At 60.1% G+C, this 12,857-nt stretch carries 12 protein-coding genes and 1 pseudogene; 6 read left to right on the forward strand and 7 right to left on the reverse strand.

Annotated features, from left to right (window positions below; translation table 11 throughout):
* Window positions 1-67: 67 nt before the first annotated feature.
* From ACP4QI_RS05535 to ACP4QI_RS05545, 3 genes and pseudogenes are all read right to left on the reverse strand, one after another.
* Window positions 68-1,180 (reverse strand): annotated as a pseudogene (locus tag ACP4QI_RS05535) (M20 family metallopeptidase).
* Between the two features lie 13 nt (window positions 1,181-1,193).
* A complete protein-coding gene (locus ACP4QI_RS05540) occupies window positions 1,194-1,658 on the reverse strand; it encodes a YjiG family protein (RefSeq protein WP_142488614.1) in 465 nt (154 codons plus the stop codon).
* A complete protein-coding gene (locus ACP4QI_RS05545; protein ID WP_285128353.1) occupies window positions 1,658-2,374 on the reverse strand; it encodes a nucleoside recognition domain-containing protein in 717 nt (238 codons plus the stop codon). Before ACP4QI_RS05545 ends, ACP4QI_RS05540 begins: the two co-directional genes overlap by 1 nt.
* A 281-nt stretch (window positions 2,375-2,655) precedes the next feature.
* Here ACP4QI_RS05545 and cstA point away from each other — a divergent pair, with 281 nt between their 5' ends.
* The gene (gene cstA, locus ACP4QI_RS05550) at window positions 2,656-4,761 is read left to right on the forward strand and encodes a pyruvate/proton symporter CstA (RefSeq protein WP_156263174.1); all 2,106 of its coding nucleotides are present in this window, start codon (window positions 2,656-2,658) and stop codon (window positions 4,759-4,761) included.
* A 59-nt stretch (window positions 4,762-4,820) separates the two neighbouring features.
* Window positions 4,821-5,018 (forward strand): YbdD/YjiX family protein, encoded by a 198-nt coding sequence (locus ACP4QI_RS05555; protein ID WP_142488620.1) that lies wholly within the window; start codon window positions 4,821-4,823, stop codon window positions 5,016-5,018.
* Here the strand turns inward: ACP4QI_RS05555 and ACP4QI_RS05560 are convergent.
* The 4 genes from ACP4QI_RS05560 to ACP4QI_RS05575 form a co-directional block, all read right to left on the reverse strand.
* Window positions 5,015-5,419: a helix-turn-helix domain-containing protein gene (locus ACP4QI_RS05560; RefSeq protein ID WP_142488622.1), complete on the reverse strand. Its 405-nt coding sequence runs from the start codon at window positions 5,417-5,419 to the stop codon at window positions 5,015-5,017. The genes ACP4QI_RS05555 and ACP4QI_RS05560 overlap by 4 nt on opposite strands.
* The gene (locus ACP4QI_RS05565; protein WP_142488624.1) at window positions 5,397-5,696 is read right to left on the reverse strand and encodes a type II toxin-antitoxin system RelE family toxin; all 300 of its coding nucleotides are present in this window, start codon (window positions 5,694-5,696) and stop codon (window positions 5,397-5,399) included. Before ACP4QI_RS05565 ends, ACP4QI_RS05560 begins: the two co-directional genes overlap by 23 nt.
* A 190-nt stretch (window positions 5,697-5,886) precedes the next feature.
* Window positions 5,887-6,630, reverse strand: coding sequence for an SDR family NAD(P)-dependent oxidoreductase (locus ACP4QI_RS05570; protein ID WP_285111557.1), 744 nt, complete (start codon window positions 6,628-6,630; stop codon window positions 5,887-5,889).
* Between the two features lie 61 nt (window positions 6,631-6,691).
* Entirely contained in the window at window positions 6,692-7,789 is a 1,098-nt protein-coding gene (locus ACP4QI_RS05575; RefSeq protein ID WP_142488628.1) for an oxidoreductase, read from the reverse strand.
* 161 nt (window positions 7,790-7,950) lie between these two features.
* On the opposite strand from ACP4QI_RS05575, the gene ACP4QI_RS05580 reads away from it, so the two are divergent.
* From ACP4QI_RS05580 to ACP4QI_RS05595, 4 genes are all read left to right on the forward strand, one after another.
* The gene (locus ACP4QI_RS05580) at window positions 7,951-9,453 is read left to right on the forward strand and encodes a sugar ABC transporter ATP-binding protein (protein WP_142488630.1); all 1,503 of its coding nucleotides are present in this window, start codon (window positions 7,951-7,953) and stop codon (window positions 9,451-9,453) included.
* Complete coding sequence (locus ACP4QI_RS05585) at window positions 9,450-10,445, forward strand: ABC transporter permease (protein WP_032616998.1); 996 nt, start codon at window positions 9,450-9,452, stop codon at window positions 10,443-10,445. Before ACP4QI_RS05580 ends, ACP4QI_RS05585 begins: the two co-directional genes overlap by 4 nt.
* 19 nt (window positions 10,446-10,464) lie before the next feature.
* Complete coding sequence (locus ACP4QI_RS05590; protein ID WP_156263178.1) at window positions 10,465-11,529, forward strand: sugar ABC transporter substrate-binding protein; 1,065 nt, start codon at window positions 10,465-10,467, stop codon at window positions 11,527-11,529.
* A gap of 81 nt (window positions 11,530-11,610) precedes the next feature.
* Window positions 11,611-12,855: an LVIVD repeat-containing protein gene (locus ACP4QI_RS05595; protein ID WP_426495091.1), complete on the forward strand. Its 1,245-nt coding sequence runs from the start codon at window positions 11,611-11,613 to the stop codon at window positions 12,853-12,855.
* The last annotated feature ends 2 nt before the right edge of the window (window positions 12,856-12,857 follow it).

Consider the following 12,857-nt stretch of genomic DNA (forward strand, 5'->3'; position numbering starts at 1 on the left):
CCCGCAAACGTGGGTTTTGTAGGCCCGGTAAGGCGAAGCCGCCACCGGGCGCACAACTGCACAATGGTTACAACATCGACACCACCCGCTTCAACAACCTGATCCGCGGTTCAATCGACGCCTTATCCAGCCACTCCGCCGGGCTGTGGAAACCGGCGCCGATCGGGCCAAAACCGTCGAGGGTCGGGATACCCAAGGCCGCGGTATGGTTCGCATCGCTGCCGCCGCCGACCGCCTGCCAGGTAATGGCGATCTCCTCTTCGCGTCCGGCTTGCTCAACCCGTGCCATCAACGCACGCGTCTCATCGCTGGTGGCCATCGCCGGTTTGTGGTTGATGCGGGTGAGAGTGGTGGTCACCCCGTCGAGAAAACCTTTCGCACATAATGCCTCCAGCGCCTGATGCACCCGGTCGTATTCGTCGTTTTCCCAGAAGCGCACGTCCAGCTCGGCGTCGGCGATGTCGGCCACCACGTTTCCCGCGCTGCCGCCCTGGATCACCCCGACGTTCAGCGTGGTGCCGCGCGTCAGGTCGGTCAGCCCGTTAATCGCCAGAATGCTGTGGGCCAGCGCCACGATCGCCGAACGGCCTTTCTCCGGGTCGTTACCCGCATGGGCCGCCACGCCGCTGAAGTGCAGCTGATAACCGGCCATCCCTTTACGCGCTTTCACCAGCGACCCGTCGGCGCGGGCGGCTTCGCACACCAGCACGCAGCGGGACCGTTTTGCCAGCTCGCCGATCCATTCGTGTGAGTAAACGGAACCGGTCTCTTCATCCGGGTTCATCGCCACCGCAATCGACAGCCGCTATTTATCAGCCACGTCCAGCCCGCGCATCGCCCACAGAATATTGAGCAGGCCGCTCTTCATATCCGAGACGCCAGGGCCGTACAGCCGGGTCTCATCCTGACTCAGCGGACGCGCGGCCACCGTGCCTGGCGCAAATACCGTATCGAGATGGCCCACCAGCAGCACGTCAAATTGCTTCGCCTGCGGTTTGTTGGTGGTAAACACGCCGGGGCCCACCTGGTTGCCCAGATCAACCTGCCTGGTATGCCAGCCTTCGGCCTGCCACAGGCGCTGCATAATGCCCGCCACCGTCGCCACGCCGTCGAGGGTTTTGGTCCCGCAGTCGACATTGACCAGGGTTTTCAGCTCTTCAATGTAGTGTTCAAGATTCATCAGCGATCCTTTTTCAGAGAATAATGCGCATCAGCAGCATGGCTAAGAAGGCGTTGATAACCGAGATGGCGATCATCAGCGGAATACGGGTGGCACGGGTGCCAATCACCCCGAGGATGCGCCCGAGGTACTGCACCTGGGAGCCCATCAGGTAGATGGCCGGAGCGAGGATCGCCAGATGCTCGCCGGTAAGAATGCCTTTATCAAACAGGCCGATGGCGACGCCAATACCGCCGCCCATCGACATCCAGCCGCCGATCAGCACCGCGGCGGCTTCCCCCGGCAGGCCAAACAGCCCCATCAGCGGGGCGAATATCATCCCGAGACCTTTTAAGGCACCGGTGATCTCCAGCGCTTTGATGATAATAAAGGCCATCACCACGTTCGGCAGGGTGCTGCTGGTGGCGATACCCCAGCCTTTGCGGGCGCCTTCGACAAAGACGTCGGTGATAACAGGATTGGCGTTCGGGGCGCTCATCAGGCTTCTCCTTTTGCCGGGGCGGTGACAGGGGCTTTATTCTGGAATCTGACAACCAGGCGCATCATATTGGCACCGACAATTTTCATGATGAACATCACCGCGATGCAGGCTCCGATGGAGGTCGGCACTGCCGCCGTGCCGTCGATAGCCACCAGGGTGAAGAGGATCGCGCCGGAGGAGAAGAAGTTGGTGATCATCGCCCCGGCCGAGAACTGAAACATGGCGAAGACATCTTTTTCGTTCTCTCCGATCAGCCCTTCGTCGGCGAGGTTGCGGGTCAGGGACGCGCCCACATCGGTGCTTTGCAGGCTGCCGATCAGCGCCAGGCCGGTGGTGCCCGGGATGCCCAGCAGCGGCCGCAGTAGCGGGGTTAGCAGCTTGCGCGCGGCACGCAGGGCGCCGTAATGCTCCAGCACGTTGATCATGCCGAGGGCAAACATCACCGCCGGGATCAGCCCGAGGGCAAACAGAAAACCATCCATCGCGCCGCTGCCACCGGTGCCGCGAAAGGCGCTGGTGGCGGTGGTTAAGGTGCCCTCATTAAGACTCGCTTTACTGACCACCTTGCCAAACGCGCCGTTCAGCGTGGTGAAATCAAACACGCCGTACCACTCTTTACCGCCTAACAGGCCGGAGAAAAATACTGCTGCAAACGCCAGTGCGAAATACGCGCCGGGGCCCACCTTATACTCCTCAGGGTGTAAACTTTTCATATCCTTTTCCTTGTTAAAATAGTGTCCTGCAAGGCTATTCTGGTGATAAAACCCATAAAAAAACTGATGTAAATCATCCTGTAAACGCAGATACGGGAAAAATTGCCTGAATTGTGAACTGGATAAGGCACGGAAAGCGGGTGAAAGTGATCGGCTTAACAATGTTATGTAAATGACTGGTTGGATGTCTGTTTTTACGTGTAGTTGAGTTGTTAAATCTTAAGCGAGTGTTATAGATACAAAATGTAACATCTCTCTTCTGCGATGATGGAAACCATATCATGAACAACTCAGGGAAATACCTCATCTGGGCAGGGCTCTCCGTGGTGGGCGCCTTTGCGCTGGGCTATATCGCCCTCAACCGCGGTGAACAGATCAATGCGCTGTGGATTGTGGTCGCAGCGGTCTGTATCTATCTGATTGCCTATCGTTTTTACGGTAAGTTTATCGCCCGCAACGTGCTCTCCGTCGACCCGACGCGCATGACGCCGGCGGTGCGGCATAACGATGGTCTGGACTATGTCCCGACCGACAAAAAGGTGCTGTTTGGCCACCACTTTGCGGCGATTGCCGGGGCCGGGCCGCTGGTGGGGCCGGTGCTTGCCGCGCAGATGGGCTATCTGCCAGGGATGATCTGGATCCTTGCCGGGGTAGTGCTGGCCGGGGCGGTGCAGGACTTTATGGTGCTGTTCGTCTCCACCCGCCGCGACGGGCGTTCGCTCGGCGAGCTGGTGAAAGAGGAGATGGGCCCGACCGCCGGGGTGATTGCCCTGGTAGCCTGTTTCATGATCATGGTGATTATCCTCGCGGTACTGGCGATGATCGTGGTGAAAGCCCTGACCCACAGCCCGTGGGGGACTTACACCGTCGCCTTTACCATTCCGCTGGCGATCTTCATGGGGATCTATATTCGCTATCTGCGCCCGGGGCGCATTGGTGAAGTGTCGGTGATTGGCCTGTTCTTCCTGGTGTTCGCCATTATCTCCGGCGGCTGGGTGGCCGAGAGCCCAACCTGGGCCCCGTACTTTGACTATACCGGCGTGCAGCTGACCTGGATGCTGGTGGGCTATGGCTTTGTGGCCGCGGTACTCCCGGTGTGGCTGCTGCTGGCCCCGCGCGACTACCTCTCCACCTTCCTGAAAATCGGCACCATCGTCGGGCTGGCGATTGGCATTCTGATTATGCGCCCGACCCTGACCATGCCTGCGGTAACTAAGTTTATCGACGGCACCGGTCCGGTCTGGTCCGGCAACATGTTCCCGTTCCTGTTTATCACCATCGCCTGTGGCGCGGTCTCTGGCTTCCATGCCCTGATTGCCTCCGGCACCACGCCGAAGATGCTGGCTAATGAAAATCAGGCCTGCTTTATCGGCTACGGCGGCATGCTGATGGAGTCCTTTGTTGCCATCATGGCGCTGGTTTCGGCCTGTATTATCGATCCCGGCGTTTACTTCGCGATGAACAGCCCGATTGCGGTGCTGGCACCGGCCGGTACGGCGGACGTGGTGGCCTCTGCAGCCCAGGTGGTGAGCGGCTGGGGCTTTGCCATTACCCCGGATACCCTGACCCAGATTGCCAACGAAGTGGGCGAGCAGTCGATTATCTCCCGTGCGGGCGGTGCGCCGACCCTGGCGGTGGGGATGGCCTACATTCTGCACGGCGCGCTGGGCGGCCTGATGGATGTATCATTCTGGTATCACTTTGCGATCCTGTTTGAAGCCCTGTTTATCCTGACGGCGGTGGATGCGGGAACCCGTGCGGCGCGCTTTATGCTGCAGGATCTGCTGGGGGTGATTTCTCCGGGGCTGAAGCGCACCGAGTCGCTGCCGGCCAACCTGCTGGCGACCGCGCTGTGCGTGCTGGCGTGGGGTTACTTCCTGCATCAGGGGGTGGTGGATCCGCTAGGGGGCATCAACACCCTGTGGCCGCTGTTCGGTATCGCTAACCAGATGCTGGCCGGTATGGCGCTGATGCTCTGCGCGGTGGTGCTGTTCAAGATGAAACGTCAGCGTTACGCCTGGGTGGCCCTGGTGCCAACGGCGTGGCTGCTGATCTGTACCCTGACCGCCGGCTGGCAGAAAGCCTTCAGCCCGGATGCGAAAGTGGGCTTCCTCGCCATCGCCAACAAGTTCCAGGCGATGATCGACAGCGGTAAGATCCCGGCGCAGTACACCGAGTCACAGCTGTCACAGCTGGTGTTTAATAACCGTCTCGATGCCGGGTTGACCATCTTCTTTATGGTGGTGGTTGTGGTGCTGGCGCTGTATTCTCTGAAGACCGCCCTGGCCGCCCTGAAACAGGACAAGCCAACGGCGAAAGAGACGCCGTATCAGCCGATGCCTGCCAACTATGAAGAGATTGTGACCCAGGCGAAAAGTGCCCATTAAAGGCAATGCCGGGTGGCGCTAGCGCTTACCCGGCCTACATTTCCAGTGAGATGAGCGATATGTTCGACACCCTATCTAAAGCAGGTAAGTACTTAGGCCAGGCGGCAAAAATGATGATCGGCGTGCCGGACTACGACAACTACGTTGAGCATATGCGCGTCAACCATCCTGACCAGACCCCGATGACCTACGAAGAATTTTTCCGCGATCGCCAGGACGCCCGCTACGGCGCCAAAGGCGGGGCGAAGTGCTGTTAACCCTCTTTCGGCAGGTACAGGCTGATCTGCTCCTGCGTGCAGCCGTAAATGGCCGCCAGTTTTTCACGGGTGCGTTTTTGCGGGCGGGAGTCGACGGCTTCCAGCTGTGACACGGCGGACTGGCTGATGCCCAGCTTGTCGGCAACTTCCTGTTGCGATAAGCCGCGCAGGATGCGCCACGCGGCCTGCAGGCTGACCTGTTCATAAGTCATAATGCGGCAGACATCTTCGGGTAAACCAACATGATCATAGATGTCGGTTTCGCTATCGATTTTCTCCCATTCTTCTTCATTTTCATCATCATATTCCGCCAGTTGCAGTTGCATACGGAAGTACTCGTCGTAAGGAATAACGACATATTGCGGCTTACCTTCGTCATCATTGATCATTTGTACAGCCATAGAGAGTGTTCTCCTCATGCAGATAAGTGGTGGACGTTCTTCGCTTGACGGCCACGATGTAGCAAACATCCCGCGACTCTCCCTGGAAAATGAAGATCACCCGGTAATCTCCAGTCCGTAAGCGATAATAATCCTCACCCATATCGAGTTTTTTAATATCAGGACGCGGCGCATTTCTGTCATTGATTGCCGCCATTTTCTCTTCAATTCGCGTCTGGTAGCGCTTATCTATCTTTGCCAGATCGCGTTTAGCGGTTCTTGACCACACAATCTTCATCCGTACCTCCACTGTACGCCCACACGAAATATAAGGAAATAATAAGACTATTAGATAAATTCCGAATTACTTATGAGGTACTGTAGGACGGGGATCGGGGCGGAAAAAGCGGCAAAAAACGGATTGTCGAGGCGGGTCGAAAACGCCTCTGCCAGGCGGCAGAGGCGTACATAAAATCTGCGAGCGGGCGTCAGGCGTTCAGCCCACCGTCCACGTCCAGCCCGGTGCCGGAGATCTGCCCGGCTGCAGGGCTGGCAAGGAAGGTGACCGCGGCGGCGATATCTTCCGGCTGGCCGTAGTGCCCGGTGGCAATAAGCTGACGCTGCGATGCGGCCTGCACGCCATCCTCCGGGTTCATATCGCTATTGGTGGGGCCGGGGTGGACCAGATTGACGGTGATGCCGCGCGGCCCGAGGTCACGTGCCAGCCCACGGGTCAGGGAGTTGAGCGCCGATTTGGTCATTGAATAGACGGCGATACCCGGCTGGGCGACGCGGTTGGCCAGACAGCTGCCGATGTTGATGATCCGTCCGCCGTCGGACATATGCACCAGCGCGGCCTGGATAGCGATCACCACCCCGCGAATATTGACGTTAATCAGGGCATCAATGTCCGCCAGGGTCATGGACTCCAGTTCACCGCCGCGCGCAATCCCGGCGTTATTGACCAGAATATCGAGCCCGCCCAGGGTGCGCGCCGCATGGGTGACGGCATTCTGAATGGCCTCGGCGCTGGCGCTGTCGGCCTGAACCGCCTCGCTGAGGCGTCCCATCGCCGTAATTTCATCGGCAACGGCCTGGGCCTTATCGGCGGATTTCTCATAGGTGATAACCACATCGGCACCCGCCCGGGCCAGCGACAGCGCAATAGCACGGCCCAAACCCCGGCTGGCACCGGTAACCAGCGCCTTCTTACCTGTTAAATCGATCTGCATGATGACCTCAACTCAAGAGTGATGAGAACCATCCTTATGTATAGAAGGCGTGTGTCCGGCGTCAATCCGCCGGGCGGCTGAGGTTCTCCACTTTCTCAAACGCGGCGCGCAGGATCGCTGGCGTCAGGGCGATCGGCAGGGCATGGATCGACTCCACCGGGCGCAGGGTATGGGCAATTACCTTGTCCAGCTCGTCGCGGTTGTGGATATCCACCTCCAGCTCGCGCAGGGTGGTGGGCAGGTTGAAGCGCTGGTACGCCGCGACCAGTTCGCGCAGCACCGCGTCCTGGCCGAGCAGGGCGCTCTGCACCAGAATGCCGTAGGCCACCTTGGTGCCGTGGAGGAACTGCGCGGTCTGCGGCAGCACCGTTAAGCCGTTATGCACCGCATGCGCCGCCGCCACGCGGGTGTAGCGTTCTCCCAGCCCGCCCACCATGCCGCCGCCGGCGATAATGGCATCCACCACGTCATGAAATTCACGGGTGACCTCGCGGCGCGTCTGGTCGGCCAGCGCCTGCTCGCTGTGTTCCAGCAGCACGTCGCGGATCGCCAGCGCGCCGTTGATCCCGAGCCTGACCGTCAGCGGTAGCTGCTCGGGCTGCGGGGCCAGCACCACCGCTTCATACCATTTTGCCAGGGTATCGCCGATCCCCGCCAGCAGGTACTCCGCCGGGGCGTTAAGCACGATTTCCGGCTCGACCAGCACCAGATAGTTGGCATCGTCAAAGATCTCAAAGTGCAGCGCCTGCCCGGCATCGTTGTACCACACCGACAGCGGAGTCCAGGCGGCGCAGGTGGCGGCGATGGTTGGAATGGCAACCACCGGCAGGCCCAGACGACGGGCCACCGCCTTGGCGGTATCCAGCAGCGCGCCGCCGCCGACGCCAATCACCACGCTGCGGTTATCGCCAGCATCCTGCACGAGCTGGTTCACATCGTGCTCGCTGCAGTGGCCTTTAAACAGCAGATGTTTGGCTCCCTTTGTATTGAAACTTTCAGGCAGGAACGGGCGCGCACCGGCAAGGGCGCGTTCGCCGTAGATCCATACTGCCCGGGAGAGCTGCTCCGGGGTGAAAAATGCGTTCAGGCGGGCAAGGGCCCCGCGGTGGGAGTAGTAGTTGGCCGGGCCGGGAACGACGCGGATATCGGTGTTGCTCATGATGGTGTCCTTTTTACGAAGCGCTAACCCGATGTTATGGCTAGACATCCAGATGGCTAATACTATTTTGCTTTATCTTATGCTTTTTCCTTCGTTGCCAGCCAGTCCCGGCTGTGAAAAATTCCATAAATCAAAAGATTAATGATAAGGGATCGCAGCGAATGTCAACCAGTCGCCTCGAGATGCGCGGCATCAGCCTGGCTTTTTCTGGCTTTCAGGCATTGTCGCGCGTCGATTTCACACTGACGGGCGGATCGGTACACGCGCTCACGGGCGCGAACGGCGCCGGTAAATCGACCCTGATGGCGGTGCTGTGCGGCACGCACGCGCGCTATGAAGGCGAAATCAGCATCAATCACCAGCTTGTCACTATTCGCGAGCCGGTGGATGCCAAACGGCTGGGCATCCATCTGGTGCAGCAGGAGGTGGACGTAGCGCTGATCCCCGGCCTGAGCATTGCGGAAAACATCATGCTCGATCATCTGGCGCAGCCGGGGCACCGCTTCCACTGGGGAAAACTGCGCGAGCAGGCCCGGCAGGCGCTGGCGCAGCTGGACGTCTCCCTCGACGTGCGGCGCGCTATCGACAGCTGCACCCTGGCGGAAAAGCAGCAGATCCTGCTGGCGCGGGCGCTCTCTCATCACTGCCGGTTTTTAATTCTGGATGAACCCACCGCGCCGCTGGACGCCCACGAGAGCGAGCGGCTGTTTACCGTGGTGCGACGCCTGCAGCAGCAGGGGATCGGGGTGGTGTTTATCTCCCACCGCATCCACGAGCTGAAGGCGATCTGCGACACCCTGACGGTGCTGCGCGACGGCAAGCTGATCGAGTCCGGCCCGATGGCGGACCTTAGCGGCGAAGCGATCGTCGAGAAGATGCTCGGCCACGAGCTGAGCGATATCTACCCCCCTGCGCGTCCTCCTCACAGCGGCGAAACCCTGCTGCGTGTGGAGGGATTGCATGACGAAGGGCTGCTGAAGGATATCTCCCTGCACCTGCGCAAGGGCGAAATTCTGGGCATCGCCGGGCTGGCGGGAGCCGGGAAAACCGAACTCTGCAAGGCGCTGTTTGGCGCCAGTAAAAGCCAGGTGGCAAAAGGCGAACTGAACCAAAAGCCCTGGAAACCGCGCGACCCGGCGGATTCGGTCCTGCGTGGGCTGGCGCTGGTGCCGGAAGAGCGGCGCAAAGAGGGCATCTTTATCGATGAGCCGGTGAGCATGAACCTGGCGGTGTCAGCGGATAACAGCTTTTCGCGCTGGAGCCTGTTCGGTCATCGCCAGGCGTGGCGCTGGGCTGAAGAGGTGATCGCCCGGGTGGGTGTGCGCACCCGCGGGCCGGGGCAGGTACTGCGCCGTCTGTCGGGTGGTAACCAGCAGAAGGTGGCGATTGGCAAATGGCTGCGCGGCAACGCCCAGGTGCTGATCTTCGACGAGCCCACCAAAGGCGTGGACGTGAAGGCCAAAACCGATCTGTTCCAGCTGATTGACGGCCTGGCGCGGGAAGGCAAAGGGGTGATTTATGCCTCGGGGGAATTTGCCGAGCTGGTGGGCCTGTGCGACCGCATCTGCGTGCTGTGGGACGGGCGTATCGTGGCGGAGCTCGAGGGGGCAACCGCCCGTGAAGAGACATTACTTTATTATTCAACCGGAGGAACGGCGTCGTGAGCAAGGCCCTTTCAGTGACTGCGGCGGCGTCTGGCCGTCAGCAAATTTTCGATTTTCTCTACAAATGGGGCATGTTGCTGACGGTGGTCGCGCTGGTGGCCATTTTTGGCGTGGCGTCAGAGAACTTCCTCGATCCCAACAACATCATCAACATTCTGCGCTCTATCGCCATCGTGACGGTAATTGCCATCGGCGTCTCCATCTCGCTGACCATTGGCGGGTTTGACCTCTCTGTCGGCTCTACCGCGTCGCTGGCAAATGCCCTGGTGATCTCGCTGTTTGTCTGGCACGGCTTCGGCACCACCGAATCCATTCTGATCACCCTGGCGCTCTGCACCCTGGTGGGGCTGTTTAACGCCTTCCTGATCGTCATCCTGCGTATTCCCGACATGCTCGCCACCCTCGCCAGCCTGTTTGTGATCCAGGGCGTGGCGATGACTTACAGCTACGGCGGGTCGATCACCGAAAACATGGTGCTGCCGAGCGGCGACATGGCGGAAGGGACCATCCCGGCAGCGTTTGGCGCGCTGGGGCAGGTGCCGACCATCGTCATTATCATGCTGGCGGTGACGCTGCTGGCGCAGCTGGGGCTATCCCTGACCACCCACGGTCGCCGTATGTACGCCATTGGCGGCAACCCGGAAGCGGCTCGCCTGTCCGGCATTCGCACCACCCGCTATAAAGTGGCGGCCTACGTGATTGCTTCGCTGCTGGCGGGCCTTGGCGGCATTCTGCTGGCCTCGCGCATTGGCTCCTCGCAGGTGAATGCCGGCGGCGGTTATCTGATGGATGCGGTGGCGGCGGCGTGGATCGGCTTCTCGCTCGCCGGCTCCGGCAAACCGAACGCGCTGGGCACCCTGGTGGGGGCGGTGATCCTTGGAGTGCTCTCCAACGGGCTGGTGATGCTCTCGGTGCCCTATTACGCAATGGACATTATAAAAGGGCTGGTGCTGGCGATTGCGCTGGCCATCACCTACGTACAAAAACGTTAACAACACGACGGGATAAAAAATGAAAAAAGTTGCACTTTCTTTGCTGACCCTGGGATTACTGAGTTCCCTGCCGGGCTATGCGGCGACGCCTGCGCCGGTTCCGGCGGCCATTGCCAACCATGACGGACAGATCCGCATCGCGGTGATCCGCAACCTCGGCTCGGACGACAACACTACCCAGTTTGTGGCCGGTGCGATTCAGGAAGGCAAAAAGCTCGGCTTTAAGGTCAGCACCTTTTTAAGCAACGGCGACGACGCCAAATTCCAGGACTTCGTTAACCAGGCGATCACCCAGAAATATGACGGCATTATCCTCTCTCAGGGACGCGATCCGTACTCCACCGCGCTGGTGAAAAAAGCCGTCGATGCCGGGATCAAGGTGGCGGTGTTCGATACCGCAGTGAACGGGGAGATCCCCGGCGTAACCGTGACCCAGCAGGATGACGCCTCCCTGACCAACCTCTCGTTTGGCCAGCTGGTGAAAGATTTCAACGGTAAGGCCAACATCATCAAGCTGTGGGTCGCCGGCTTCCCGCCGATGGAGCGTCGTCAGACCGCCTACCAGGAACTGCTGAAGCAGAACCCGGGCATCAAGGAGCTGGAGTCCATCGGCGCGGTCTCCTCAGACGTGCAGGGCGATACTGCCAACAAAGTGGGCGCGGTGCTGGCGAAATACCCGAAAGGCAAGATCGACGCTATCTGGGGCACCTGGGACGCCTTCAGCCAGGGCGCCTATAAAGCGTTGAAAGAGAACGGCCGCACCGAGATCAAACTCTACAGCATCGACATCTCCAACCAGGATCTACAGCTGATGCGTGAAGCGGGCAGCCCGTGGGTGGTGAGCGTGGCGGTGGATCCGAAGCTGATTGGCGCCACCAACGTGCGTCTCATTGCCAACAAGATTGCCGGTGAAGCAACGCCTGCAACCTATGACTTTAAGGCGGCCGCTATTCCGCAGGCGCTGCTGTCGGCCCAGCCGGGCGCGGTGAACGTGGCGTCATTAGGGAAAATCATCCCGGGCTGGGGCCAGACCGAAGACTTTATCGCCCCGTGGTTCGCGACGTTAGAAGCGAAGGCAAAATAATGCCCGGTGGCGCTGCGCTTACCGGTCCTACGGTTTTGTAGGCCGGGTAAGGCGCAGCCGCCACCCGGCGAAAGGCTCGATATGACTTCTCAACTACCCACCCCCGAATACAGCCGCAATATGCGCTTAATTGGCCACAGCGACCAGGGCGGACGCCCGGACGGCGTGCAGCTGATGGTGCATCGCGGCTTTGCCTATATCGGCCATATGGTGTCCCAGGGCTTTTCGATCGTCGACGTGCGCGACCCGAAAAACCCGAGGGCTGCGGGCTATGTGCCTGCGCCGCCGGGCACCTGGAACGTGCATCTCCAGGCCCACGACGACCTGCTGCTGGTGATCAACGCCCGGGATCTGTTTGCCGATGTCCGCTTTGCTGACGAAAAGGTCTACTACACCCGTCAGGTAGGGGAGACGGTCAGCGACGTGCAGGACAGAGGCTGGAGCGCCGGGCTGCGCGTCTTTGATATCTCCACCCCGGATAAACCGAGGGAAATCAGCTTCCTGTCGCTGAGTGGTATCGGCATTCACCGCATCTGGTACGTGGGCGGCCGCTGGGCCTATGTCTCGGCGCTGATCGACGGCTTTACCGATTACATCTTCCTGACCATCGATCTGGCGGATCCGCGTAAGCCGGAAGTCGCCGGGCGCTGGTGGCTGCCGGGGATGAACCAGGCGGCAGGAGAAACGCCCGAGTGGCCGGAGGGCAAACGCTATGCCCTGCATCACGCGATTATCAATGGGGATACCGCCTACGGTAGCTGGCGCGACGGCGGCCTGACCCTGCTGGACGTAAAGGATCGCAGCCAGCCGAAACTGATCGCCCATCGCAACTGGAGCCCGCCGTTTGGCGGCGGCACCCACACCGCGCTGCCGCTGCCGGACCGGGACCTGCTGGTTGTGCTGGACGAAGCGGTGCTCGACAATCAGGAGGACGGCGAGAAGCTGATCTGGCTGTTTGATATTCGCGAGCCATCGAACCCGGTGAGTATTGCCACCTTCCCACAGCCGCAGGAGCGAGATTACGTGGCGAAAGGGGCACACTTCGGGCCGCACAACCTGCACGAAAACCGCCCGGGCAGCTTTGTCAGCTCAACGTTGATTTTTGCCACGTATCAGAATGCGGGGGTGCGCGCGTACGACATTTCGAACCCGTATCGCCCGGTAGAGACCGCCGCGCTGGTGCCCGCCGCACCGGAGAAGATGATGGATACCCGGCCCAATCGCCCGCAGGTGATCCAGTCCTGCGATGTGTTTGTGGATGCACAGGGGATTATTTACAGCACGGATTATAACGGCGGGTTGTCGGTGATTGAGTATTTGGGGTGAGG

Source organism: Leclercia sp. TB492, assembly GCF_049974505.2.
In the GTDB taxonomy this organism is placed as follows: Bacteria; Pseudomonadota; Gammaproteobacteria; order Enterobacterales; family Enterobacteriaceae; genus Enterobacter; species Enterobacter adecarboxylatus_C.

Bases quoted from the DNA above. Each gene is read 5' to 3' on its own strand.
- ACP4QI_RS05580 (WP_142488630.1), top strand. From the start codon at position 7,951: ATGTCAACCAGTCGCCTCGAGATGCGCGGCATCAGCCTGGCTTTTTCT.
- ACP4QI_RS05565 (WP_142488624.1), bottom strand. From the start codon at position 5,696: ATGAAGATTGTGTGGTCAAGAACCGCTAAACGCGATCTGGCAAAGATA.
- ACP4QI_RS05590 (WP_156263178.1), top strand. From the start codon at position 10,465: ATGAAAAAAGTTGCACTTTCTTTGCTGACCCTGGGATTACTGAGTTCC.
- ACP4QI_RS05595 (WP_426495091.1), top strand. From the start codon at position 11,611: ATGACTTCTCAACTACCCACCCCCGAATACAGCCGCAATATGCGCTTA.
- cstA (WP_156263174.1), top strand. From the start codon at position 2,656: ATGAACAACTCAGGGAAATACCTCATCTGGGCAGGGCTCTCCGTGGTG.
- ACP4QI_RS05570 (WP_285111557.1), bottom strand. From the start codon at position 6,630: ATGCAGATCGATTTAACAGGTAAGAAGGCGCTGGTTACCGGTGCCAGC.
- ACP4QI_RS05575 (WP_142488628.1), bottom strand. From the start codon at position 7,789: ATGAGCAACACCGATATCCGCGTCGTTCCCGGCCCGGCCAACTACTAC.
- ACP4QI_RS05545 (WP_285128353.1), bottom strand. From the start codon at position 2,374: ATGAAAAGTTTACACCCTGAGGAGTATAAGGTGGGCCCCGGCGCGTAT.
- ACP4QI_RS05555 (WP_142488620.1), top strand. From the start codon at position 4,821: ATGTTCGACACCCTATCTAAAGCAGGTAAGTACTTAGGCCAGGCGGCA.
- ACP4QI_RS05560 (WP_142488622.1), bottom strand. From the start codon at position 5,419: ATGGCTGTACAAATGATCAATGATGACGAAGGTAAGCCGCAATATGTC.
- ACP4QI_RS05540 (WP_142488614.1), bottom strand. From the start codon at position 1,658: ATGAGCGCCCCGAACGCCAATCCTGTTATCACCGACGTCTTTGTCGAA.